This window comes from Arthrobacter sp. DMZ02-1R, assembly GCF_057747935.1.
The window spans coordinates 4,104,581-4,129,202 of sequence record NZ_CM173230.1; the positions used below are offsets into that span (position 1 = coordinate 4,104,581).

Consider the following 24,622-nt stretch of genomic DNA (forward strand, 5'->3'; position numbering starts at 1 on the left):
CTGCTAGGACATCAGCGGTACCTGGGTGACGGTCCAGGGCGGCTCCCGGACCTTTACGTTCAACTTCCAACAGAACGGCAACCAGGTGAGCGGCACCGCCGGCGACGCCAGCCTCAGCGGGAACTTCACGGGAAACGTTACCGGCGACCACGTCGACGTCATCGTGGTGTGGAACGCCAAGCGTGCGGACGGCACCACCCTCGAAGGCGAGTACGGGCCACCGTCTCGGCCGGGACTCTGACCGGGACGACCCACGACGTCGCTAATCCCTCCAGCCACGCCACGTGGACTGCTACCGGTGGCTCGACCAAGGCCTGTGCCGGAGCCACCGCGGCGCCATGGCGCAACGCGGAGGTCTTCAAACAAGGCAACGTATCCGGCTACGCGGAGGTTTTCCATGAGTCAACTCGTCGCCTGGGAAGCCTCGCATTCATCATCGGTTCCAGCATGGAGAGGACTAGTCGGCGTTGATGACGGCCCGGAGACCGCTGGGCCGGTTCGAATTCCGAACTAGTAAAATCCCGGCCACCGGCCGAGACTGGAGTTCGGAAGCGAGGGCACGAGATGAAGAGCCGGTATGACGTGGCCGTGGTGGGTGCGGGCAGTGCAGGCTGCGTGTTGGCTTCGCGGCTTAGCGAGGACGCCGACCGCGAGGTGGTGCTGTTCGAAGCGGGGCCGGACTACCCGTCGGCGAGGCTCCCGGCCGACCTCGCGGACGGCATCCATGGCACCAGCACGGCCTCGCACGACTGGGGGCTACATGGGACGGGCGTCGCCGGCGGTCCTCCGTTGGAACTTCCACAGGGGCGGGTGACCGGGGGCTCGTCCGCCGTCAATGCCACCTTCGCCCTTCGCGGGCATCCGGCCGATTACGACGGCTGGGCATTGCCGGGATGGACGTTCGCGGACGTGCTGCCGTCTTTCCTCCGCCTTGAGCATGACCTGGACTTCGGTTCGTCGCCCTATCACGGGACGGACGGCCCGGTGCCGATCCGCCGCTATCGGGGGGACGAACGGTCCGAGCTCACGCTCGCGATGGAGGACGCCATCGCGGAGACGGGGATCCCGCGAATTCCAGACCACAACGCCCCGGGGGCCGTCGGTCTGTCGGCGCTACCAGTCAACTGTGTGCGCGGCCTCCGGGTCAGCACCGCGCTGGCCTACCTGGATCCCGTCCGCTCCCGGCCCAACCTGACGATCCGCGCGACCTGTCTGATCGCCGAGGTCGTGGTAAGTCGCGGGCGTGCGACAGGCGTCCGGTCCTCCGACGGCGAGATCATCGCGGCCGATGAGGTGATTGTCTGCGCCGGCGCCTACCACTCGCCCGCGCTGCTCATCCGGTCTGGCATCGGCCCCGCCGCGGACGTAGCCGCATTGGGCAGGCCCGTCACGATGGACCTGCCTGGTGTGGGGACGAATCTCGCCGACCACCCTTGGGTGGCAATCGAACTACCTTGTCTCCAACCGCTGGGAGACCCTCCGATCTTCCAGGTGCTGGCGACAGCCCGGAGCAGCCGGAGTTCAGCGGCGGATCCCCCGGATCTCCAGCTCATGGTCTGCGGACCGTACCGGCTCGGGGACGGGTACCGCTGCTTGCTCGCCGCAGCATTGCTGAAACCGGCGTCGCGCGGTGAAGTGCGGCTGCTCACACTCGACCCGATCGCCGCACCGGCCATCGACCTCGGGTACTTCCGTAACCCGGTGGACATCAACCGATTGATGGAGGGCCTGCAGCTCGCGGACGTTGTTGTGGCCAACCCTCACCTGGCTCGAATCACCCGCGATTCCCGGCTCGCTCCCCGGCAGGACCTGGTCGCTGATGCCGTTGCCGCTCGCGCCTGGATCAAGGCCACGGCCACAACTTACCACCACCCCGTGGGCACCTGTGCAATAGGAACGGACCCCCGGGCCGGCGCCGTGGTCGACACCTCGGGACGGGTGTACGGAGTGCCAGGCCTCTCGGTAGTCGACGCCTCGATCCTTCCTGAGCCGCCGTCGGCTAACACCAACATCCCCACGATCATGGTCGCCGAGCACATCGCGACCCGGCTTCGCGGGGTCGGCGCGGGACTCTGAGGCAGGTAGGAGGTATGCCACAGGAAGAATGCCACGTTCGTCGGCATGGTCTCCTATGAGGCCGAAGACGCTGTCATCCGCCGGGCGCAAAAACTGTTCAAGGACCTGGCGGAGGTCGAAATGCGCAACGAAGCCCGCGTGCATCTTTGGTATCACACAGTGTTTGACGTTCAGGGCGGCGAGCCTGGCATGATTCAAACGACACGGAACTCTTCCCCACCCCGGACCGGCCGCCGATGAAGAGAACCTCACTCCGCATGCTCACCTCGTGAGAACCAGGGCAGCTCCGTTCTCAGCCCTCGACGATGGACATCGGCATTCCGCCCCCGTGCTCGGAAGGGTTGATGCTGTCGACTTGCCAGCCGTCCGCGGATGACCGGAACGTTGCGGTCTGCCGCAACGAATAGCCGGACGGGACGCTGCTCGGCCCATTCGCCGTCGAGGAAAGGTATTCCTCGGTCAGTTCTTTGAAGCGGACGACCGCCTTCGAACCGGTCACCTCAACAGACTCCACCGTCACGTTCGTCGTAAAGGATGTGTACCAGAAGCCTACTGACTTGAATCTGGCCTTCGACGCGGCCACCACCGGGAGGTCCCGCTCGCGCTTGGCCCGGTAGGCCGCCGTCGCCTGCCTGTCGGCGAGGCGCGGGGCAGGTGGGGTGTCGAGAGTAGTGCCGTTACGATCCTCGACCGCTGTCTGGACAATGGCCGCGAGCTCGGCCGACGACGGGCTGGGCACCGCTGAGGTCGATCCCGGCGTGAGCGGCCCGGCTGCCGCTTGGCACCCGGAGAGAGCGAACCCGAGTAGCGCGGCGACTGCGGCCAAAGTGCGCGGACGCTTCATCTTGGTCCCCCTTGCTGTGGATGTCCTCACAGCCTCTACCGCAGACCACGACCAGTCAACCGTGTTCCGCCCACGATGCGCTATCCGTTCCGGGGCCCGGCGACAGATAATTCGCGGCCCGCGGTGGAGGCAGCACCCTTGAGCGCTTCGAGGACGAGGCGGACAATACCGGCAGGAGGTTAAATGCCATGTCTGACATGCTCGACGACGACCAGCGGGCCGCGGACTTCGTCCTTGTCCCTGATGTTGTCGGGGAACGTTTCCTCAAAGCGCGGGAGATAGCACAGGCCGCCGGCCTGACCCTGGCGAATCCAGACCCGGATGGGCCACCAATCAGTGCGCTCGCGTGGGGGCGCAACACGACCATTCAGAGCCAGTTCCCTGATCCTGGGAGCGTGTTGTACCGGTACGATTCCCTCCGGGTTTGGTTGCGATCGGATCAGGAGCCGGATATGGCCCGCAAGCTCGACAGCCCCGCCACCCTCCGCCTCGATTAGTCGAACTCCCCGGAGGGGAACCAACACGCGAAGCAGCCGAGCGACTAAGCGAAGTCGGAAACCGCCGGATCCGGTCCGATGCGGCCCTCGGCGCCGCGGTCCAGGCCGCTGATGGCCTCGACGTCGGCTTCATCCAGGGTGACGCCTAGTGCTGCGAAGTTCTCCTGGATCCGGGACTCGGTCACGGACTTGGGGATCACGACGTTGCCGACCGCCAAGTGCCAGGCAATGACTACCTGCGCCGGGGTGGCGCCGTGCTTGGCGGCGATCCGGGCGACGGTGGCGTTTTCAAGGAGCTCGCCGCCCTGGCCCAATGGTGACCAGGCTTGGGTCAGGATGCCATGGGAGGCGTCGAACTCCCGGAGTTCTGCCTGGTTGAAGAACGGGTGCAACTCAATCTGGTGAATTGCCGGAACCACGCCGGTCTCGTCGATCAGGCGCTGCAGGCCTTCCTTGCTGAAGTTGGAGACGCCGATGGACTTGATGCGTCCGCGCTTCTGGAGCTCAACGAGCGCCTTCCACGTGTCCAGGAACTTGTCCCGTTTGGGCTGCATCCAGTGGATCAGATACAGATCAAGAGTTTCCAATCCTAGGCGATCCATGGATTCTTCAAACGCAGCGAGGGTGGACTCGTAGCCCTGGTCAGCGTTCCACAGCTTGGTGGTGATAAAGATTTCCTCGGGCTTGAGGCCGGAAGAAGCAATAGCGCGTCCCACGCCCGCCTCGTTGCCGTAGATCTTGGCGGTGTCGATGTGGCGGTAGCCGGCATCGAAGGCCTGGCGCACCACCTTTTCGGCCACATCGTCCTCAACCTGCCACACCCCGTAGCCGAGCTGGGGAATGGAGTTGCCGTCGTTAAAAGTAAGGTTCGGTGACGAAGTCATGGCTTCCATCCTGCCAGCCACGCATTCCCCGTGGATACGGATTCCAGGGTCTCTAAGCTAGGCGCTTAATAGTTGTTATGTGGGAATAGACGCGCCTGCAGCTATTCTTGGAGTCGCTGGGAGTCTGCCTGCGCCCTCAACAGCCGCTCCGCTTCGTCCACATGCTCGTAGACCGCTTCGGCGCGCCGTCGCACCGAAACCGCTCCGACGGGGACAGGCCCGACGGCGAGACGCAGCATAGCGGCAGCCTCCGCCGTCGTCGCAAGAGAGTTCCCTGCTTTGGACAACGCGCGGTGCACCCCTGCGAGCGACCCCGGAATGTCCAGTCCGTCACTGGGTGCCCTGAGCTGCGCCTCGACGCAGACGGCACGGACCCTGGAAGACAAACCGGCCAGTTCGTTGGCAATGACTACGAGTTCGACGTAAAGCTGTTCGTCTTCCACGCCCTCAAGCACCTGGTGGTACCGGTCAAGGCCGCGGTGGAAGCGATCGTGGGCGCGCCTCCACAGTCCCTTGCCGAGTTCAGCATCATCCTTCCGCCCCTGCCGGACGGCCCCAAAGAATCCCAATCCAGCGCTCAGAGGTACTGACCCGGGTGCCGGTCCGGGTCTTCAACGCGAGAAGGTTTGCCGGGTTCCGCTTCCTTGCCGGGAAGGTGGGCACGCTGCGGCTCGCCGTTCTCGCCAATAACGACGCCCGGGGCGATCATGGTGCCTGGCGGAAGTTGGCGAAGCTGCAGCTGGGCAACAGCGTGCTCCCGGGCCGCCTGCTGGGCCGCAATAGCGGTTTGGATTCCGTGGAACAGCCCTTCAAGCCAACCGACCAGCTGTGCCTGAGCGATCCGGAGCTCCGCGTCGGACGGAGTCTTGTGTTCAGGGAAGGGGAGGCTGATGCGTTCCAGCTCCTCCACAAGTTCCGGTGCAAGGCCCTCTTCGAGCTCCTTGATGGAGCGTTCATGGATCTCGGCAAGGCGTCCCCGCGCCGCCTCGTCCAAGGGGGCGCTCTTCACTTCTTCAAGGAGCTGGCGGATCATGGTGCCGATCCGCATGACTTTGGCGGGCTCGTCGACGAGGTCCTGCAGCGTGCTGCCCTTCTTGACGCCAGGCTTCCCGTTGACCTTCGGGCCGGCTTCCGATGTGCTCTCCGCCGTGCCAGCGTCCAAGGTTGTGCCCTCCACCGGGATGTCGTCAAAGCTCTCGCCACTGGATTGAGTGTCGTCCTGATCGCTCATGCGTTCATACTCTCATGGGCCGCAACTCAGCCCAGAGCCTTGACGAGTATTTCGCCTTCGTCCTTAGCGAAACCACATTTTCATAGAAACCGGAGCAGTCTATGCGGTGGGCGTTCCCGCGCCGCGAAAGGTTCCTGCCATGCCGTTGCTGGGTCCGTTGGCCTGCTGGACCAGCCTGGCCTCACAGAGATCCAGCCAGCGAACCTCCGCCTCGGCGTGGAAGACCAGGGAATCCAGGATGAGCAGCCTGGCCGTATCTGTTACCCGCTGGTTGGCAGCAACGTCCTTGCGGGCCTGGGTGTGCTCCTGCAGCTCCCGCAAGGAAATCTCACGTTGGGCCTGGATGAGCGCGGTGGGGTCGGTGCCCGCAGTCGTGACGGCCAGAGCCAGTTTGATGGCCAACTCGTTCCTCGGCGGAACTCCCCGATCCACCGCGGTTGCGAACCATCGGCGGATCTCGGCGGCCCCGGCGTCGGTGATGCTGTATAGCACGTGCCCCTGGCCGTCGTCGCCGTTCCTGCGAACCAAAGCGTCCCGCTCCAGCCGGTTCAGCGTTGTATACACTTGGCCGATATTCAGGGGCCAGACTGCCCCTGTGCGTTCCTCGAAGGCCACGCGAAGCTGATAGCCGTAGCGGGGCTGCTCCTGGAGCAATGCCAGGATGCTGTACCGGATGGACATTGCCCTCCTTTTGCGGCCGGTTTGGCGGGCTTAAAGCAGTAGCAGGACTTTGCCCATGTGCTCGCCGGAATCAAAGTACTCGTGGGCTTCGCGGACCTGCTCCAGGGGGAACGACTTGGCCACGAATGGCCTGATCCGGCCATCGGCCAGCATCGGCCACACCGACTCGCGGACGGCGTTCATAATCACGCCTTTTTCCGCCACGGGACGCGGACGCAGCGATGTACCGATGATTGCCGCGCGCTTGCTGAGCAACTGGCCGAGGTTGAGTTCACCCTTGACGCCACCCTGCAGCCCGATCACCACCAACCGGCCGTAATCCGCGAGTGCTTCCACGTTTTGCTGCAAGTATTTGGCACCCACGACGTCGAGGATCACGTCCGCGCCTTTGCCGCCGTTTTGTGCCTTGAGGCTTACTGCGAAGTCTTCTTCCGCATAGTTGATGGCGATGTCGGCTCCGAGGAAAGCTTTAGCGGTGCCCACCTTTTCGGCCGTGCCTGCCGTGGCCGCGACAGTGGCACCGTACGCTTTGGCGAGTTGGATGGCCATGGTGCCGATGCCGCCCGTGGCGCCGTGTATGAGTACTGTCTCACCGGCTTGCAGCTGGGCAGTCATGATGAGGTTCGAATACACCGTGGCAGCCACTTCAGGCAAGGCCGCGGCGGTGACCAGATCCACGCCGTCGGGCAATCGCAGAACCTGTTCGGCCGGGACCGCGACTTGCTGCGCGTAGCCGCCACCCGCAAGCAGCGCCACCACCTTGTCGCCCACGGAGAAAGGCTTGCTCACATCGGGCCCGAACGCGGCAATCCTGCCGGACACCTCAAGGCCGGGAATTTCTGAGGCTCCCGGCGGCGGTGGGTAGAAACCGCGGCGCTGCTGGACATCGGCCCTGTTGAGGCCGGCGGCAACGACGTCGATGAGGACCTCGCCCGGACCAGGAACCGGAGCAGGGACCTCACGGACCTCGAGAACCTCGGGCCCACCCGGTTCAGAAATGTAGACGGCTTTCATACGTGCTCCCGATTCCTTGCTCAGCGGAGTTGGCCTTTTAAGACACCTTAATTGGGTTAACTGCGGCGTCGGGTTTTTGGCACAACCAACTCCCTATGAAACACTACTAGGCAGGGAAGGTTGTCCGAGCGGCCTAAGGAGCTGGTCTTGAAAACCAGTGTGCGGTAACCCCGCACCAAGGGTTCAAATCCCTTACCTTCCGCGTGGCGCGGCGATCGCGCAACTGAGGCCGGTTGCCCGTTCATCCAAGTGAACGGGCAACCGGCCTCAGGCGTGCCTGGCCAATCCGAGTCACACTCCCCGCGCACGGCCTAGGATAGTTGCGGCTTTCAGTTCCCCGTCCACGTCTACGCTAGGGGCCTCCGATTGGCTATCACGGCGTGGGCAGGGGGAAGCATCTGGGTGGGCGGTAAACTACCGAAGGCCATTTGACGACCGCTGGCTCCGACGGCGCCATGGATGAGCTTGGCGAGTGATGGGGACGGGCCGACGCCGAATTCCTGCCTCAGGTTGGCAGAGAAGCTCCGGTAGGTTTTGAGGGCGGATACGAGGTCGCCGGTGGCGAGATGTGCCTGTATTAGCAGCCGGTATGAGGATTCCCTGTAAGGTTCCAGGGCGATGGCCAGCGTGGTCGCAGCTTTGGTTTCCTCGGCGTTTCCCTGGCTGAGGTGGTATGACGCGATGGAGTCGAGGGCCGCTGTCCGCAGACTCCGAAAGCGTTCCTGTTCGGCCAGAACCCAGTCCTCGTACCATCCCGGAAGGAGCTCCGCCGTTCGTAACCGTTCCCACCTCGGGTATGAATCGCGCATGTCGGGGGCGCGGGTGTGAAGATCGCGTTCAAGGTCGGTGATATCGACCCTCACCTGCTCACTGAGTGCAACGGAGACGTCCGTGGTTCCATCGGCGTCGAGCAGGCCGGGGAGCTCGTGATTAATGTGCCAGATGCTCACCCTCAGTCCGACCGCCGCCTGGGCATCAGACGAGTCGGGCCAGAGAAGACCTGAGAGGAACGTGCGCGGCCGCTGGCCAAACAGAGCAAGCGCAGTGATCAAGCGTTGTTGCCGATGCGCTACTTTCTGCCGCCTGCCGGCCTGGGTCAGCGTCCACCCATTAATCAGGGTCAAGGACCACTGCGACTCTGGTGTTGAAACCACGACTCGTACCCCCATCGAACGTCAGATACCCACCTGGTTGCATGAAGCCGAGAGGTCCCGGCAGGTATTCCCGAATCGCCCCCGGAAGGCTTCAGCGGCGTTCGGCCTGACGCCACTGCCGATGCCAGAACCTGACGGATTTCGCCGTCTCTGGACCCTGGAAATGCTTTTGACTGGAAAGGTTTCATCTAGGTTGCTATCGCCGTTCCGGCCTGCGACCAACGCGTTTGCATGTACCGACATTACGCAGCGCTGTCAGGACGGTCGCGAGTAGCCACTACTCGAATCAGGACACCTGAATTTTGACAAGGAGGTCTTACTTACTTACTTGGGATCTGACTCTCGTCCTGACCGCGGAATCCCGGGCTGACGCGTTCATCCCAGGCCCAACTCCTTGTAACGGTGCTGTAACGGGTACGGTTTCATGCTCATGCCAACATGCACCTGACTTGGTGCATGTAACCGCGAGTGATATCGAGGTGCGGTCATGTACCAACCAGGCCACCGATCTTCCCGGCGACGGTCCAAGAGAGGCCGCCGTATTCTTCCCAACTTTGATTCGACATTCGTGCGGGTCCACGGGCGGGGGTGAATGCGGTGTCCATTGGGCAGATGGAGCCTGCCAGCGGCAGGACCCCCGCTGCTTCGGCCCCGGGGACTTCGCTCCCGGCAGCTTCGATCAGTGTGGTGATTCCTACTTTGAATGAGGCGATGAATCTGCCGTGGGTGCTCAGACGGATGCCGTCCTACGTTGACGAAGTGATCATCGTGGACGGTCGATCGGAAGATCTCACGGTGGACGTGGCGCGCGCGCTTCGCTTCGACGTCGTCGTGGTGAGCGAGCTGCATGCCGGCAAAGGCGCCGCCATGCGGGCAGGGTTCGCCGCGGCCGCTGGGGACATCATCGTCATGCTAGACGCGGACGGCAGCATGGACCCGAGGGAGATCGGCTGGTTTGTTTCACCCCTGCAGCACGACCACGATTTCGTCAAGGGCTCCCGTTATGTCACCGGCGGCGGATCGGATGACTTGACTCGTTTGCGCAACCTGGGCAACCGTGCGCTCACCGGGCTGGCAAACAAAGCCTTGCACTGTAACTTCTCGGACCTTTGCTACGGGTATATCGCTTTCCGCAGGGAGTGCTTGGAGGTTCTAGAACTCGAGTCGGACGGTTTCGAAATCGAGACCGAGCTGGTGTCGCGGGCGGCGCGGGCCGGACTTCGCATCGCTGAGGTGCCGAGCCATGAACTGTCCCGCATTTCGGGCAATTCGCATCTGCAGACGTTCCGCGACGGGTGGCGGGTCCTGCGTACTCTGACCCGTGAGTGCGTCAGATGGGATGCGCCGACCGCGGGGGCAAGGCCGGAGGCTCTTCGGCGTGTCAAGTACCGGTATCCGGACATGAGGCTTCCGCATGTTCCCACCGACCCGCACACGGTCCTGGCGATGCTGGGGGACGGCTGATGTCCGGCGGTGCCGGCTGGCCCAGTGTCAGCGTCGTGATCTGTTGCTTCACCGAAGCCCGGTGGGAGTTGCTTCTCCGCGGGATCGCATCGGTTCAGTCCCAGACGTTCCGGCCCGAACAGGTTGTTGTCGTCGTTGACCACAACAAGGACCTGTACCGGCGGCTGGGCCTGTACCGGCGGCTGACGGGTGCACTGCCGGGGGTCGAAGCGGTGGAGAACTCGGGGCCCCGGGGCCTTTCCGGCGCCCGCAATACGGGAGTGAAGGCGGCAACCGGTGACATTGTGGCCTTCCTCGACGATGATGCCGAAGCCGCCCCGGACTGGCTGGACCGGCTCGTCCTGCTATATGACGATCCGGACGTGTTGGCTGTCGGGGGCCGGGTTGAACCCGTGTGGGAATCGGGCCGGCCGGCGCACTTTCCTGAAGAGCTTGATTGGATTGTCGGGTGCACTTATAAGGGGTTGCCCAGAGTCGCGGCCCAAGTGCGTAACGTGATCGGCGCGAACATGTCCTTCCGCAGCGACGTCTTTGAACGGGTCGGCGGGTTCAATGCGTCTCTTGGCCGGCAGGGCGTCCGTCCGCTTGGCTGCGAGGAAACCGAAATGTGCCTGAGGGCGGCGCTCGGCGCCCCGGGAACCCGCGTGGTTTACGAACCGGCAGCGGTGGTTCGCCATCATGTGCCGGCGTCTCGCGGCACTTTACGCTACATCCTCGCAAGAGCCTGGTCGGAGGGCGTTTCGAAGGCACAGGTGACCCGGCTTCTAGGCCGGACCGAAATCCTCGGGCCGGAACGCCGATATGTTCGCCGGGTGCTCCCGCGCGCCGTTTTGGCCGGGATACGCTCATTCACCCACGACGGCGACGCGGGCGGGCTTGCCCGGGCAGGAGTGGTCATAGCGGTCCTAGCTGTCACCGCGCTCGGCTACCTGCGTAGCTTGTGGCAGACGCCCTCGCCCAGGGAGCGCCGATCCGGCTCCGTTCTTTTGTACCGGCTCATTCGCAACGATGGTGGAGGCAGGGCCAGTGATTAACCAGCAGATCCTCGCGTCGCCAGCAGTTGCCTTTGACGTCCATGGACGTGTCACAATTCGAGTCGCTCAAGGCACGCCAGGTGAGGCTCAACTGCGCGACATGCTCGCTCCGTTCCTTGGACCCCCGGCTGCAGGCCTGCAACTGAACATCAGCGGGAATCTGACTCAGGTTCCCGCGCAATCCCGCGCCGAGGACGCGTACCGGTACACGGACGATTCTTTGTTCCTTCCGGAGGACCGGGTTCGCGTGATCCGCACGGAGGACGGATTCACAGTTGAAGGAGCGGGTGAGTTGCTGACGGCGGTTGTGCCGTTGCTTGACCACTTGTGCATTCGGCAGGGCACCGCGATGGTTCACGCGGCGATGGTGGACTATCGGGGAGCGGGCATCCTGCTTCCTGCATGGGGCGGCGTCGGGAAAACAAGCACGGTCGCGAAACTTTTGGCCATGCCTGGTGTCGGCTTCATGGCCGACGACTGGGGATTCATCACAGCGGAGGGGACGCTCCTGTCTTACGCAAAACCGATGTTCATCAAGCCCCACCACAGACCAATCTATCCAGACCTGTTCCAAGGGTTCCGCAAGCCGCTTGCACCGGGCTGGTTGACTTCGACGGTCAGCAGCCTGGCCACCGCGGTGCACCCTGTCATCGTCCGCTATCCACGCACCGCAGCGTTCACGAGACGGTGGTCACCCGAGCACAGAATGGTCCACCCGGCAGACGTATTCGGCGCAGGGAAAATCGCTCCCAAGGCGCCCGTCAGGCTCGCGATCTTCCTTGAACGCTTCGACGGGGCGGAGGCCCAATTCGAGCAGCGGACCGAAACGTGGATGGCTGCACGCATTGTGGGCAACTTTCATTCGGAATTGCCCTTGGTGTCCCGGAGGCTCATCGAGGCGCTCGGGGCCACGGGACTCGTGCCATTGGGCGAGCATTTTTCCGCGAAAACCTCCCTCATCACCCGCGGGTTGGGTGACGTTCCTTGCTTCGTGCTGCGCATCCCGGCGTACTGGTCGGCCGACCGGACCTCCGACCATGTCGCTGGCATCGTCACGGCTATGGTGGACGGCCGGCCGTGAGTCGGAGGGCGGACGCTGGCCTTGTCCTCGACGTGTCGGTCGTGATCCCGGCCCGCAACGCCGCGAACTGGCTGGCCGAATGCCTACAGTCGGTCTTTGACCAGAAGCCCCGCGAAGTGATTGTCATTGACGGATGTTCACAGGACTCCACCGTCCAGATCGCCCGCTCGTTCGGGGCGCGTGTCATCTCCGACCGCGGGCGTGGACTGCCGGCGGCGCGCACCCTTGGTATCAAATCGGCGCACGCTGAGATTGTCGCCCTCATCGATGCCGACGTCGTCGTGCCCGCAGGTGCTCTGGCAAAGTTGATTGAGGAGTTTAAAACAGGCGGCTTCGATGGTTTGCAATTTGGACTTGTGAGCGAGCCCGACGGCGCCGGCTACTGGGGAGGCGCCCTCGCCTGGCACCATAACCACAGCAGGGTCCGCTCATGGTTTGGTGTCAGTGCCACGCTCATGCGCCGCAGCGTGCTGCTCGACGCCGGGTTCGATGAAGGCTTCCGGTCGGGCGAGGACATCGAGCTCCGGATCCGACTTGAGGACGGTGGATACCGCCTCGGCGTCTCCCCCACAACATTCGTCAGGCACCGCTTCGCTGACACCTTCGAGTACGCCCGCGACCAGTGGCTCCAGGACGGGGCCGGCTTGGCGCGCACCATGTACAAGCACCCCCGCCGCGCCGGATGGCTGGTGTTACTGCCTTTGCTGGCAACGGCGCGAGGCGTGCTTCTCTCCCTGGCCACCGCCCCCCGGTACCTGCCCTACTGGGTCTGTTTCGTCCTGTATAACTACCGGGCCTTCGGCGGCACATTGCTGCGCCTTCCCAAACAGGAACTCTCCCTCGGCGGGAACGCCGTGTGGCTGGCGGCGGCCCGAATCATGCCAATGGTAGCCGGGCTCCTGTTCTGGGCACTTGCCGCACTCATGATTCCTCCCGATCGTCTGGGGTTGGCCTCCGCGGTGGTCTCCGCCACCATGCTGACGGTGCAATTGGGCATGCTCGGCGTCGGCCCCGCGACCCTGACCCTGCTGCCCGGCAAGGCGGACCGGGGCCGAAAGCTGATACCGGCAAGCGTCGCATCCGTAACCTTTTCGTCGCTGCTCACCGCGACCGGCTTGGTCGTTGTGACCTATTTCCTGGGATCCGGCGTCGGCACCGCTTGGAAAGATCCGGCCATGAGCGCCGCCTTTTTCGCGGCTGCACTTCTCGCCGCTGTCGCGTACCAGTTCGACCACATCGCCGTCGCGCAGGCGCGGGCAGATCGTGCGTTGACACGCAGTCTCGTGCAGGCCCTGTTCCAGCTCGCTAGCTTGGCGGTTTGCCTGTTTACCGGTTACCGAGAACCGGCGGCCATCGTCGTCTCCGTGGCCACCGGTGCCTTGGCGAGCGTACTGCTTGGCCTCCACCAGTTCCGACACGCCGATACGGCTCCGGACTGGACGCGGGTGAATTGGCGCGAAGCCGTGAAAGTCTGGGGTCCGGGCCTCCGCCAGCATGCACTGATGCTTGCAGACCGCGCGCCCGGCTACGTCCTTCCACTAGTCGTGGCAGCGGCTCTGAGCACCTCGGCCGCAGCGGCCTGGTACGTCGTCTGGATGCTTGCTTCAGCGATCTTTTTCGTGCCACAATCAGCTGGCTACTCGCTCCAGACCGCTATCGCGGCGGATGCCTCCGACCCTCAATTTTCCTCGCACCCGGGCTTGATCCGGAGGGCCCTGCAGATGAGCCTTTTCCTCACCGCTCTAGCGGGGGTGCTGCTGTTGGCCGCCAGTTCGCTGCTGCTGCCCCTGTTAGGATCCAGCTACGCTTCGGCGTGGGTGCTGCTACCTGTCCTGGTCCCGGCCCTGATGCTGACCTGCGTCACACAGGTGTATTACGGGGTGTGCCGATCCACCGGACGTCTAGCCGAATCCACCCTGGTCGCGATTGCGGCCTGCGTCTTCGCGGTGGCGCCAGCTCCGGCGGTCGCCCAACACTATGGACTCGCCGGAGTTTCTGTGCTTTGGATGACCTCCCAGCTGGCCGCAGCCTTGGTCGCCGCCGGGCGGCTGCGCCGCTTCTCACGCGGCCATGGCGACGCCCGGGCGAGACACAATATCGAGGGCACGGCCCGGTCACGTCCGCACGGAGTACCAGCGCCGTGATGGCCAATCAAACCCTCTGGAGCCTCTCCGCAACCCGCTTGCACCGATCCAACGTCGGTATCATCCCCTTCGGCGCAACCGGGCCGAAACGTCCCCGGGCCCAGCATCGGGCAAACAACCGGGGAGACCCTCGGCTTCTGGGCGCTCTCGCAGTAATGGCGGCAATCGCCCTGATCCTGGGTGTGTGGGCGCTCAAAGCCGAGGACGCGCGGGGCGTCGGCGGCGCCGGCCTGATCGAAGCGTTGCCCGTCACCTACTTTGTGGCGCTGGGCCTGAGCCTGACCGGTTTCGTCGGTTCCCTCGGGGTCAAGGTTCTTCGCCCATGGTTGCTCGTCGTTCAGCTTCTGGTTCTCATCGTCATTCTGCACGGGGCCGACCCGATTATTCACGGCTTGCCCCGGCTAGAGGCCAGCTACCGCCACCTGGGCATTACCGACTTCATCACGCAGTACGGTGGCCTGGACCGGAAGCTGGATGCGTATTTCAACTGGCCCGGGTTTTTCGGCCTGCTGGCGATGCTTTCAGACACCACCGGGATCCACGACCTGACATGGGCTGCTACGTGGGCGCCCGTCGGTGTCAACGTCCTGCTCATGCCTGCCCTGCTGGCCTTGGCCCTGCGTCTCACCTCTGGCCCAAGGCAAGCGTGGGCAGGCGTTTGGATGTTCTATCTGGCCAGCTGGGTCGGGCAGGATTACCTCGCTCCCCAGGCCTGTGCCTTGCTGCTGCTGCTGACCCTGAGCGCCTGCGTCCTGACGGCATTCCCAGGGTGGCCGTGGAAGCCGACAGGCAAACTTGCCGGTCGGCTCAGGGATTTCGTGCGTCGACTCGAACCCGGTCATCCGGCGCCGGCGCCGGCAGAACTGTCGCCAGCCGGCTCCGGCTTGCTAGCGGTGGCATGCGTGGTCTTCCTGGCAGGGATGACCGTCGCCCATCAACTCACACCTTTCGCCGCTATACCTGTCCTGGGGCTGCTCGCCCTGAGCGGGCGGTGCCGGCTGCGCTTCCTTCCGATCCTGGCACTGCTGCTTCCGGCGTTCTGGCTGATCCTGGCCGCCACCCCATTCCTCGTAGGGCACCTGAACACCCTCTTCGGGTCCATCGGCAACATCAACGCCGCCGCCTCTGCCTCATTATTCAACAGAGTGGGCGGCAGCCCGGCCCACCAATTCATTGTCTACTCCCGGCTTGGGGAGGGAGCCTTAGTCTGGATCCTCGCGGGGCTGGGGAGCCTTCGTGGACGACGCCTGCGGATGCCATGGCTGTCCGCTGCAGTGGGGACCGCGGCGCCTTTCGTCTTGTTCCCGCTCCAGTCCTACGGCGGTGAGCTGCTGCTCCGGATATACCTTTTCAGCCTTCCGTTCGCCGCCAGCCTCGTCGTGCTTCCGTTCCTTCCCCGTGGCTCCAGTCCGCCCGGCGTGCGCCACATGGCCGCGCTCCTGCTGCTTGGGTCCGTCATCGCCACGGGCACGGTCGCCACCCGGTATGGCAATGACGCCATGGAGAATTTCACCCCCGACGAGATCGCCCTGGTCGGCCGGCTTTACACGACCGCGCCCTCTGGTTCAGTCCTCATCGAGGCAGTGCACAACACCCCCTGGCGTTACAAGCACTACGGCGGATACCGTTACCAGACCGTCCTTCAAGCAGATCCGGCACGCCCTGGCGACCCGCCGCCCGGCTGCGGATCGATAAACCAGCTCGTCCCTTCCACCGGCGCCTACTTAGTAGTCACTTCGAGCCAGATCACCGCTGCCGATGTGCTCAACACCGGGCCGAGCGAAGGCTTGCAACACTTCATCGACAGGTGTGCCCTCCAGGGAGGCTGGTCAATCGAGTACCGCAACGCCGGCGGAGTGATCTACCACCTGCAAGGAGCGCCGAATGGCATCTGAGCACAGGACCGTCGGCATCATCAGCGCCGTCGTGGCCGCTGTGGCACTGGCTTCTATTCCCCTGTCCTTCTTCGGCCCGGAAGCTCTTCGCCTTGCCGTCATAGGACCGTTCCTTCTTGCCGGCCCGGGAACAGCGCTCATCCTGCTCCTGAAGCCCGCTCGGGTCCGAAAAGGGGCCGGATTCGAAGTGCTCCCGCTGGCAGCGGCAATAGCGGTCAGCTTCAGTCTCGCCTCCGCGATCCTGCTCACGACGGCGATGCTCCTCATTCGTTTCTGGCAACCGTCGGCCGCCGTATGCCTTCTGGCCGGGCTGACCTTGGGCCTGCTCGCCGCGGACCGGCGGTCCCGGAGAAAGGAAGCGGCACCGTAACCAATCCCCTCGTCGGGCCTGCTGGCGGCGTTCCTCGCCGCCCTGACCGTCCACCAACTCAAATCAGGACGCTCAGGAACAGTGGCGACCGCCCCGATGCATGCGTTCTCCCTGCAACGCCGCCCGCAGAACGGGGAACGCAATGCAGCTATGCTTTCGCCCAGATCGCCACCCAAGCCACCTGCAGATGCCCGGCCGTCGCCGGCGCGGGGCAGCCGGTCAGACAGGATTCGGTTTGGAGGATGTAATGCATCGGCTTGTCAGGGATACCGACGGTGCCGATTCCGATCGAGGCACCGTCCAGGAAAAACTCCACGCGCCCGGGCCCCCATTCAGTTGTCGCGGTGTGCCAGGGCGTGAACCGCGCACCGGACTGGAATTCGTGGGAGATGTTTTTGTTCGACCCGGCCTGATGGACGGCACCGTAGAAAGCCTTGGACAGATCACCTTCGGGGTAATCAATCTCCCCGTCACGCGGCCACACCCCACTGTCAGGCCACAACAGCCACGCCGTCTTGAAACCCTCCAGAGCCTCGGACCTGAACCGCACCGAATACCGTCCGTACAAAAGACTGTCATAAGGGCGCCCGTTGACTGGACTCAGCTTCGGAGAAGGCGCCGCCCCCATCGAAACACCCTTCTCGGTGTGCAGATACATATCCAGCATCCCATCCTTGACGCTGAGCACCTTCGATGGGTAGTACCCGGACTTGCCGCCGTTCTGCTGACCTGCCGTGTCCGGTGTCCCGTCAATGTAGTTGATACTCCACTTTGCGCTGTACGCCGGCCCTGGGAAAGACCCAACCGGGACGTCCCCCCCGGTGAAATCTTCGCTGAATACCTGCCGCCACCCGGGCAGATCACCCACGGGCTTCCGTCCGTCCGACTGGGACTGGCCCGGTCCCGCGCTCGCCGTCGAAGTTCCGGCCGTCCTGCTTGCGCCAGGGGAACCCGGACCTGCCGACGCGATAACATCGCATCCGGAGAGGGCCAGCGCCAAGGCCGCCACGAGCACGATCGTCATGCCTGCACGACGGACAGTCCCCGCGCCCTTGCTGTTTCGCCGTTCGTCCACGTGCATGCCAGCAAGTGTGGCGGCAATCGCACGCCTAGACAAGGCCTCGGAAGTCCACTCAGCCGGCCCGGACCGCAGCCGCTGGACCTGCACCCGCGGGCGAGAATTCACAGGGAACCCGAAGCCTGGGACCATGGCCCGGTTGAACATAGTGTGGGACAGTGTCCGGACCGGAACGCCTCGTATGCCTACTACCGCCAAGACGAGGCGTAATCCTTCGGCGTAAGGCTGCCAGCAGGCCAGTCAGGACCGCTCCCCGCGGTCGGGAGGAATCGGGAGCAGGATCAGATGAAACCAAGAATGAAATCCGGCGGAAGAGACCCGGGCCCCGGTCATCCATGGGCGGCCCGCGCCGTCCTCGCGGCCGCGCTTGTGGCAATCAGCACGGCCTGCCAAGGTCCGTCGGGGGGCGGAACACCGGTTCCCAACCCCACCGCCACCGCTTCCCCGTCCGGGTCGTCTGCCACGTCGCCCACCGGCAGCCCCGCGTCCACGGCAGCAGCCGGGAAGATCGGGCACGTCTTTGTGATCAATCTGGAAAACCAGAGCTACAGCAAAACTTGGGGTCCCGATTCGGCCGCTCCCTACCTCTCCCGAACCCTGCGCAGTCAGGGCGTCCTGCTGACCCAGTACTACGGCATCGCCCATCACTCCAACCCCAATTATCTGGCCCAGATCTCCGGGCAGGGATCCAACCCGATGACGCGCAACGACTGCACGACCTACGCCCCGTTCACCCAAACCGGAACCGCGGAGCCCGGCCAAATGCTCGGATCTGGCTGCGTCTACCCCGCCTCCGTCCCGACGCTCGTCGGGCAACTCAGCGCCGCCGGGAAAACCTGGAAGGGGTACATGGAGGACATGGGCGCCCCATGCCGCCACCCGAAACCAGGCGCTCGGGACGATGCCCAGAACGCCAAAATCAATGACCAGTACGCCACCCGCCACAACCCTTTCGTCTATTTCACCAGCGTCACATCATCCCCCGACTGTCGAAACAACGTAGTGGACTACACCAACCTCGCCAAGGACCTACAGTCCACCGCCACCACCCCCGACCTGGCTTATATTAGCCCCAACCTCTGCCACGACGGCCACGACAGCCCATGCGTCGACGGACAACCCGGCGGACTGGAAAGCGCCGACGCCTGGCTGAAGGAACAGATCCCCGCAATCCTCGACTCACCGGCCTACCGGCAGGACGGAACACTCGTCATCACCTTCGACGAAGCCGACGGCAACCAAACAGGCCCCTCCGGCCTGCCAGGAGGCACAGCCGGCGGCCTCATCGGCGCGCTTGTGCTCTCCCCATTCACCAGTCCGGGCGCGAGCACCGCAACGATGTACAACCACTACAGCCTGCTTGCCACCATCGAGGACATTTTCTCCCTCCCCCGTCTCGGCTACGCCGGAGCTCCTGGACTACACAGCTTCGGGCCGGACGTCTTCAACGCTCGCCCCTGACCTTGCGGGGACAACCGCCGTCCCGGAAGGCGACGGAGCGTCCGTGGCCAAGGGGCCAGGGATGATCCGTCCGCGTCTGCGCTCCGTCTGCCGGCCGCTCCGCCCGAGAGCTCCTGCCTCCGTGGCATCGCCGTCATCAACGAAACCCGGGATTTGGTAACGCCCCTGTAACCGCCCTCATGATGCCATGGGTTCTCAACGGTGTTGCCGGGTGCCTAGGCCAGGGACCCCAGCTCCTACCGACAGCTTTCCGGCACCACAGTGGTGGCGAACAACTTATGGAGCGCGGAGGTTTGGGCCGAAGGGAAGTAGCAGCCTCCGGCCCTTACCTGGACCGAAAGCTGTATTGATTGAAGTAGGAGGACTGACCAGTGAAACGACTGTTTACGTTGGGCTTCATGAGCGCGCTCGCCGTGCCCGCAATGGCACTCGCCTTTATATCTGGTCCGGCAAACGCCGCTCCCACCCTGCCAACCACTTGTTCAGCCGGAGTGCCCGCGCCCACGAACACCTATCCAGGCACGACCGCTGTGGCCAACAACTTCGAAGCCGGAACCCTGGCCGGATTCACGGTTAACACCGGAACAACCGGAACGGCCACCATCGACAACACACAGGCACACGACGGCACGTGTTCGGCGCACCTGCATGTGACCAGCGACCCTGGTTCGCTGGCCAATCTGGTGACGTCGCTCCCTGCAAATTCCAATGATGTCTATGCGGACGCCTGGTTCAATATCACTACCGCCGGTGTCGCCGGAAACGACGTCCCGTACTTCCGATTTTTCTTCGACAGCGCCAGGTTCGTGGACATCTACCGTTACAACAGCAACGGCCAAATGTGGCTCCGAGTAACGTCCTCCACAGGCTTTACATACACCAAGCTGGTGTCAGGCTCAATTTCGTTGAATGCGTGGCGGCACGTTGGCATGCATGTCATAGCCAACGGGGCTGCGTCCACAGTTGAAGTCTGGCTTGACGGAACATCCATCTTTTCCAGCAACCAGGTCATCACGACCGCGACCACGGTGTCGGCGGTCCAGCTCGGGGCAGAGCATCTGACGCAAATGGGTGATGAGTACATCGACGATCTAGTCATAAAAATTGGAGGAGCGACGGCTGGAGGACCGGCTCCCGGCGCCCTCATCCCGATCGCCCCAACTCGCTTCCTTGACACGCGGAATACGTCGCCTGTCGCCGCGGACTCCGCTGTCTCCTTCCAGGTTGCCGGGGTGAACGGCGTTCCCGCGAATGTCTCAGCAGTCGTTTTCAACCTCACCGTGGCCGAAGCCAAGTCCTACGGATTCGTCACTGCATATCCCTCCGGAACTAACCGCCCGAATGCATCCAACGTGAACTTCAACGCAGGCCAAATCGTACCAAACCTCGTCACTGTCCCCGTGGGAACCGACGGCAAAGTCGCCCTTTATAACCGCTCATCCGGCGCAACCCAGCTCGTCGCTGACGTCTCCGGGTACTACGTAGCCGGCGTACCAAGCACCCCAGGCGCGTTTCAGGCGGTAGCGCCGTCCCGATTCCTGGATACCAGAACCGCTACCGCAGTAGGTGCCGATTCCACTACGTCGTTCCAAGTCGGCGGAATCAACGGTATCCCTGCGAATGTCTCCGCTGTTGTATTCAATCTGACGGTAGCTGACGCAAAATCCTTCGGCTTCATCACTGCCTACGCCTCCGGCACCGCCCTCCCGAATGCGTCCAACCTGAACTTCAATACCGGACAAATCGTACCCAACCTAGTCACCGTGCCCGTCGGCGCGGATGGAAAGGTCAGCCTCTACAACCGCTCCTCGGGTGCAACTCAGCTCCTCGCCGATGTCTCCGGCTATTATCTCAGCGGCACGCCAAACGCCGCGGGCTCCTTCCAATCTATTTCTCCATCTCGGTTCCTCGACACACGGACCGCTGCTTCAGTTGGTGCCGATTCCACAGTTTCCTTCCAGGTCAGCGGAGTTAACGGCATCCCGGCCACGGTCTCCGCTGTTGTATTCAATCTGACGGTAGCTGACGCGGCCTCCTTCGGGTTTGTCACCGCCTACCCATCGGGAATGGCCCGTCCGAATGCTTCAAACCTGAACTTTGACGCCGGACATATTGTTCCGAACCTGGTTGTCGTACCCGTGGGAGCCGACGGAAAAGTAACCCTCTTCAACCGCTCCTCTGGCGTCACCCAACTGGTCGCGGATGTGGCAGGCTATTACCTCTCCGGCAACTGATACGTAGGCATGGGTAGACGAGGCATCGCTCGGCGGCTCCGGAGATTGTCTGGAGCCGCCCGTGCGGGGTACGTGACCACTTTGAAGAACAGTGTGCGGTAACCCCGCACCGAGAGTTCAAATCCCGTACCTTCCGCGTGGCAAAACGCCAGTGGCCGGTTCCGCGAGCGGAACCGGCCAGAATCGGCGTCGAGAGCTGGCAGCTTAGACGGCTACCTCAATGAATCCGTCCACCAGACGGGTGGCGTAGCTCGCGAGCCGCAACTCGGGGTTGGTGAAGCATTCGCCGGTTTCGAGGTCGTAGACCTCTTTGTGGAGCGGTGAGGCGATGGTGGGACGGCTGCCCCGGGAACCGACGATCCCCCGTGCCATGACGTTGGAGAGGGTCGCGGGGTCCTGTTGGGAAACCGCCAGGACTACATTCGGCGTGGTTCGGAACAGTGCTACTTGCTTGCCGCCGACCAAGGCAGCTTCGCCCCACGCCGGTTCGAGCTCGTCGATTGCGCAGACGCGGTGCCAGCCGGACGCCGTCGGCGCGTCCATTAGGTTTTCCCGATCCAGAATTGCGGTCATTTCAGCCCCTATCGCTTAGCCTGCCGAGCCAGCGGATCCAATTCCGCCATCGGCACGGGCCGTTTGCGGCCACACCTCCACGGTAGGCCGGTCATGTTTCGCCGGAATGCAATCAATGTGTCCTGTTCGTAAAGGAGACCTCACTTCACCTCAATCCTCACCGTGATGCGAAGGTTAAGCTTCTGAAACAAAAGGGAAACTGATGCGAAACTGCCCGTCCGTAGTCTGAAGTGACAAGTCGCGGATGACACGGTTCTGCGGCACATGCGAAAGGCCGCCAGTGACCGGACACACTTCACCTTCAGAGAACCCGCGCCGAATTGTGGTCGCCGGTGGAGGCCCAGCGGCCCACCGATTCGCCGACGCCATGCACACCCGCGGTCTTGAGGGCTGGCACGTCACGGTCCTCACCGAGGAAGCCCACCTCCCGTATGACCGCGTCACGCTGAGCAAGGCCCTCATCGATGTGGACCACGACCTCACTCTCGGCCAGGCCTCGATGTGGGACCACGATGCCCTGGACCTGCGCACCGGCGAGCGAGTGGTCAAGATCAACGCCGAAGCCAAGTCGGTGGAAACCGCGGCCGGCAACAGCTACGAATACGACGCCCTCGTGGTCGCGACGGGTTCGAACGCCGCCCGCCTGCCGATCCCCGGCGCCGAGCACACGCACGTTTACCGGACGCTCGAAGACGTGTGGGCCATCAACGAAGCCATTACCCAGCTCACGGAGAAACTGGGACGCAAGGTCAAGGCGGTCACCATCGGCGGTGGTCTCCTCGGCCTCGAATCGGCCGCCGGCACGGAGCAGTTGGGCGCCACCCCGATCGTCATCGACGGCGCGTCGTGGCTGATGGCCACACAGCTCGATGAAGGCGCCGGCCAAGCGCTGGGCCGCCTCATCAAGGACAAGGGCTTCGAGATCCACGGCGGCGTGTTCCCGTCCGAAGTGTTGTCCGACGACGATGGCCAGGTCACCGGAGTCCTCATGGCCGACGGGCGCATCATCGACGCCGACATCGTGATCGTCGCAATCGGCGTCAGGCCGCGCGATGAGCTCTTCCGTGCCGCAGAGGGCGAGGAGCAGGTCTTCTCCCTTGGCCAGCGCGGCGGTGTTGTCATTTCCGACGGTTGCGAAACCGAGATCCCCGGCATCTTCGCGATCGGTGAGGTGGCGAACTTCGACGGCATGTGCCTGGGGCTCGTCGCTCCCGCGAACACGATGGCCGAGATCGTGGCCGACCGGCTGCACGGCGGACAGGCGACCTTCCCCGGCTTCGACACCGCCACCAAGCTCAAGCTCTCCGGCGTGGACGTGGCCAGCTTCGGCGACGCGTTCGCCAGGACCGAACACTCCCTTGAAATCGTGTACGCGGACCCGGCCCGGGGCGTGTACCAGAAGATCGTCACCACCGACGACGCCAAGACCCTGCTCGGCGGCATCTTCGTCGGCGACGCCACCCCTTACATGAGCCTGCGCCCCATGCTCGGCCGCGAACTGCCCGCCGAACCCGGCGCCTACCTCACCGCCGCCGGCGGCGGGGAAGCCCCCGAAACCGAACTGCCCGACGACGCGATCCTGTGCTCGTGCAACAACGTGCCCGCCGGGTCCATCCGGGACGCCATCAACGGCTGCGGCACCTGCGAGGGCAACGCCCCCGTCCAGGAGCTCGGCGAACTGAAGGCCTGCTCCCGGGCCGGCACCCAGTGCGGTTCCTGCGTGCCCATGCTCAAGAAGCTCCTCGAAGGGGAACTGAAGAAGTCCGGCATCGAGGTCTCCAAGGCCCTCTGCGAGCACTTCAGCCTCTCCCGCCAGGAACTCTTCGACGCCATCCGGGTCCTGGAACTGACCTCCTTCGAGGACATCCTGGCCAAATACGGCACCGGCGCCGGTTGCGACATCTGCAAACCCACCATCGCCTCCATCCTGGCCTCCCAGCATTCTGCATACGTCCTCGACGCCGGCCGGGGCACCCTGCAGGACACCAACGACCGCGCCCTGGCCAACATGCAAAAGGACGGCACCTATTCCGTGGTCCCCCGCATCCCGGGCGGTGAGATCACGCCGGACAAGCTCGTGGTCATCGGCTCCGTCGCGAAGAAGTATGGCCTCTACACCAAGATCACGGGCGGTCAACGCATAGACATGTTCGGCGCCCGCCTCGAACAGCTCCCGGACATCTGGAAGGAACTCGTCGAGGCCGGCATGGAGTCGGGCCAGGCGTACGGCAAGAGCCTGCGCACCGTGAAATCCTGCGTCGGCTCCACGTGGTGCCGCTACGGCGTGCTCGACTCGGTCGGGATGGCGATCAAGCTCGAGCTGCGCTACCGCGGCCTGCGCAGCCCGCACAAGCTCAAGCTCGGCGTCTCCGGCTGCGCCCGCGAATGCGCGGAAGCCCGCGGCAAAGACGTCGGCGTCATCGCCACCTCTGACGGCTGGAACCTCTACGTTGGAGGCAACGGCGGCGCGACCCCCGCTCACGCCCAGCTCCTCGCGGGCGGGCTAGACGACGAGACCCTCATCAAATACATCGACCGCTACTTCATGTACTACATCCGCACCGCGGACCGTCTCCAGCGCACCGCCCGCTGGCAGGAAGAACTCGAAGGCGGCCTCGAGCACGTGCGGCAGGTCGTCGTCGAGGACTCGCTCGGCATCGCCGAAGAGCTCGAGGCGGCCATCGCCGCCCACGTCGAAAACTACGAGGACGAGTGGGCCGCGACGCTCAAGGACCCCGAACGGCTCCGCCGCTTCCGATCCTTCGTCAATGCCCCCGACCAGAAAGACGAAGCCATCACCTTCGTCCCCGAACGCGGCCAGATCCGCCCCGCCACGAACGAGGAAAAGGGGGGCGTGCTCATTTCTTCCCCAAGCATCCCAATCCGCGGAAGCGAGGACTAAGAACG

22 protein-coding genes and 1 tRNA gene are annotated in these 24,622 nt (G+C 63.9%); 14 read left to right on the plus strand and 9 right to left on the minus strand.

Translation table 11 applies throughout. The features are described from left to right. Window positions 1-25 precede the first annotated feature (25 nt). From AC3ANQ_RS19525 to AC3ANQ_RS19535, 3 genes are all read left to right on the plus strand, one after another. Window positions 26-241 (plus strand): hypothetical protein, encoded by a 216-nt coding sequence (locus tag AC3ANQ_RS19525; RefSeq protein ID WP_488302558.1) that lies wholly within the window; start codon window positions 26-28, stop codon window positions 239-241. Between the two features lie 323 nt (window positions 242-564). Further along, complete coding sequence (locus AC3ANQ_RS19530) at window positions 565-2,076, plus strand: GMC family oxidoreductase (RefSeq protein WP_488302559.1); 1,512 nt, start codon at window positions 565-567, stop codon at window positions 2,074-2,076. Between the two features lie 45 nt (window positions 2,077-2,121). Further along, entirely contained in the window at window positions 2,122-2,316 is a 195-nt protein-coding gene (locus AC3ANQ_RS19535) for a nucleotidyltransferase family protein (protein ID WP_488302560.1), read from the plus strand. Window positions 2,317-2,368: 52 nt separating this feature from the next. On the opposite strand, the gene AC3ANQ_RS19540 is transcribed toward AC3ANQ_RS19535, so the two are convergent. After that, on the minus strand, window positions 2,369-2,920 hold the full coding sequence (locus tag AC3ANQ_RS19540) for a hypothetical protein (RefSeq protein WP_488302561.1): 552 nt from the start codon (window positions 2,918-2,920) through the stop codon (window positions 2,369-2,371). Between the two features lie 188 nt (window positions 2,921-3,108). Between AC3ANQ_RS19540 and AC3ANQ_RS19545 the strand changes: the two genes are divergently transcribed. After that, the gene (locus AC3ANQ_RS19545) at window positions 3,109-3,417 is read left to right on the plus strand and encodes a PASTA domain-containing protein (protein ID WP_488302562.1); all 309 of its coding nucleotides are present in this window, start codon (window positions 3,109-3,111) and stop codon (window positions 3,415-3,417) included. Window positions 3,418-3,461: 44 nt separating this feature from the next. Here AC3ANQ_RS19545 and AC3ANQ_RS19550 read toward each other — a convergent pair whose 3' ends face one another. The 5 genes from AC3ANQ_RS19550 to AC3ANQ_RS19570 form a co-directional block, all read right to left on the minus strand. After that, window positions 3,462-4,301, minus strand: a complete 840-nt coding sequence (locus tag AC3ANQ_RS19550) for an aldo/keto reductase (RefSeq protein WP_488302563.1) — start codon at window positions 4,299-4,301, stop codon at window positions 3,462-3,464. Between the two features lie 101 nt (window positions 4,302-4,402). Beyond that, window positions 4,403-4,870 carry a hypothetical protein gene (locus tag AC3ANQ_RS19555; RefSeq protein WP_488302564.1) on the minus strand — a complete coding sequence of 156 codons (468 nt, stop codon included), beginning with the start codon at window positions 4,868-4,870 and terminating at the stop codon, window positions 4,403-4,405. A gap of 8 nt (window positions 4,871-4,878) precedes the next feature. Beyond that, window positions 4,879-5,532 (minus strand): bacterial proteasome activator family protein, encoded by a 654-nt coding sequence (locus tag AC3ANQ_RS19560; protein WP_488302565.1) that lies wholly within the window; start codon window positions 5,530-5,532, stop codon window positions 4,879-4,881. A gap of 99 nt (window positions 5,533-5,631) precedes the next feature. Beyond that, window positions 5,632-6,213, minus strand: coding sequence for a PadR family transcriptional regulator (locus tag AC3ANQ_RS19565; RefSeq protein ID WP_488302566.1), 582 nt, complete (start codon window positions 6,211-6,213; stop codon window positions 5,632-5,634). 30 nt (window positions 6,214-6,243) lie between these two features. Continuing rightward, on the minus strand, window positions 6,244-7,227 hold the full coding sequence (locus AC3ANQ_RS19570; protein ID WP_488302567.1) for an NAD(P)H-quinone oxidoreductase: 984 nt from the start codon (window positions 7,225-7,227) through the stop codon (window positions 6,244-6,246). A gap of 114 nt (window positions 7,228-7,341) precedes the next feature. Here AC3ANQ_RS19570 and AC3ANQ_RS19575 point away from each other — a divergent pair. Continuing rightward, window positions 7,342-7,429, plus strand: a tRNA-Ser gene (locus AC3ANQ_RS19575). A gap of 145 nt (window positions 7,430-7,574) precedes the next feature. On the opposite strand, the gene AC3ANQ_RS19580 is transcribed toward AC3ANQ_RS19575, so the two are convergent. Next, window positions 7,575-8,177, minus strand: coding sequence for an AfsR/SARP family transcriptional regulator (locus AC3ANQ_RS19580; RefSeq protein WP_488302568.1), 603 nt, complete (start codon window positions 8,175-8,177; stop codon window positions 7,575-7,577). Between the two features lie 816 nt (window positions 8,178-8,993). Between AC3ANQ_RS19580 and AC3ANQ_RS19585 the strand changes: the two genes are divergently transcribed. Genes AC3ANQ_RS19585 through AC3ANQ_RS19610 form a run of 6 tightly spaced genes read left to right on the plus strand, consistent with a single transcriptional unit; the run spans window position 8,994 to window position 16,369 of the window. Further along, window positions 8,994-9,845, plus strand: a complete 852-nt coding sequence (locus AC3ANQ_RS19585; protein ID WP_488305377.1) for a glycosyltransferase family 2 protein — start codon at window positions 8,994-8,996, stop codon at window positions 9,843-9,845. Then, window positions 9,845-10,879, plus strand: a complete 1,035-nt coding sequence (locus tag AC3ANQ_RS19590) for a glycosyltransferase family 2 protein (RefSeq protein WP_488302569.1) — start codon at window positions 9,845-9,847, stop codon at window positions 10,877-10,879. The genes AC3ANQ_RS19585 and AC3ANQ_RS19590 overlap by 1 nt, the downstream gene beginning before the upstream one ends. Beyond that, window positions 10,872-11,960: a hypothetical protein gene (locus AC3ANQ_RS19595; protein WP_488302570.1), complete on the plus strand. Its 1,089-nt coding sequence runs from the start codon at window positions 10,872-10,874 to the stop codon at window positions 11,958-11,960. Before AC3ANQ_RS19590 ends, AC3ANQ_RS19595 begins: the two co-directional genes overlap by 8 nt. Beyond that, window positions 11,957-14,104: a glycosyltransferase gene (locus AC3ANQ_RS19600; protein ID WP_488302571.1), complete on the plus strand. Its 2,148-nt coding sequence runs from the start codon at window positions 11,957-11,959 to the stop codon at window positions 14,102-14,104. Before AC3ANQ_RS19595 ends, AC3ANQ_RS19600 begins: the two co-directional genes overlap by 4 nt. Beyond that, window positions 14,104-15,999 (plus strand): hypothetical protein, encoded by a 1,896-nt coding sequence (locus tag AC3ANQ_RS19605; protein ID WP_488302572.1) that lies wholly within the window; start codon window positions 14,104-14,106, stop codon window positions 15,997-15,999. The genes AC3ANQ_RS19600 and AC3ANQ_RS19605 overlap by 1 nt, the downstream gene beginning before the upstream one ends. Beyond that, window positions 15,989-16,369 carry a hypothetical protein gene (locus tag AC3ANQ_RS19610; protein WP_488302573.1) on the plus strand — a complete coding sequence of 127 codons (381 nt, stop codon included), beginning with the start codon at window positions 15,989-15,991 and terminating at the stop codon, window positions 16,367-16,369. Before AC3ANQ_RS19605 ends, AC3ANQ_RS19610 begins: the two co-directional genes overlap by 11 nt. A 148-nt stretch (window positions 16,370-16,517) precedes the next feature. Here AC3ANQ_RS19610 and AC3ANQ_RS19615 read toward each other — a convergent pair whose 3' ends face one another. Continuing rightward, entirely contained in the window at window positions 16,518-17,237 is a 720-nt protein-coding gene (locus AC3ANQ_RS19615; protein WP_488302574.1) for a glycoside hydrolase family 16 protein, read from the minus strand. Window positions 17,238-17,732: 495 nt separating this feature from the next. Here AC3ANQ_RS19615 and AC3ANQ_RS19620 point away from each other — a divergent pair, with 495 nt between their 5' ends. Both AC3ANQ_RS19620 and AC3ANQ_RS19625 read left to right on the plus strand, forming a co-directional pair. After that, the gene (locus AC3ANQ_RS19620) at window positions 17,733-18,908 is read left to right on the plus strand and encodes an alkaline phosphatase family protein (RefSeq protein ID WP_488302575.1); all 1,176 of its coding nucleotides are present in this window, start codon (window positions 17,733-17,735) and stop codon (window positions 18,906-18,908) included. Window positions 18,909-19,438: 530 nt separating this feature from the next. Further along, window positions 19,439-21,142, plus strand: a complete 1,704-nt coding sequence (locus tag AC3ANQ_RS19625; RefSeq protein ID WP_488302576.1) for a hypothetical protein — start codon at window positions 19,439-19,441, stop codon at window positions 21,140-21,142. A 204-nt stretch (window positions 21,143-21,346) separates the two neighbouring features. Here AC3ANQ_RS19625 and nirD read toward each other — a convergent pair whose 3' ends face one another. Continuing rightward, on the minus strand, window positions 21,347-21,715 hold the full coding sequence (nirD, locus tag AC3ANQ_RS19630; RefSeq protein WP_488302577.1) for a nitrite reductase small subunit NirD: 369 nt from the start codon (window positions 21,713-21,715) through the stop codon (window positions 21,347-21,349). Between the two features lie 280 nt (window positions 21,716-21,995). Between nirD and nirB the strand changes: the two genes are divergently transcribed. Further along, window positions 21,996-24,617, plus strand: a complete 2,622-nt coding sequence (nirB, locus tag AC3ANQ_RS19635) for a nitrite reductase large subunit NirB (RefSeq protein ID WP_488302578.1) — start codon at window positions 21,996-21,998, stop codon at window positions 24,615-24,617. Window positions 24,618-24,622 lie beyond the last annotated feature (5 nt).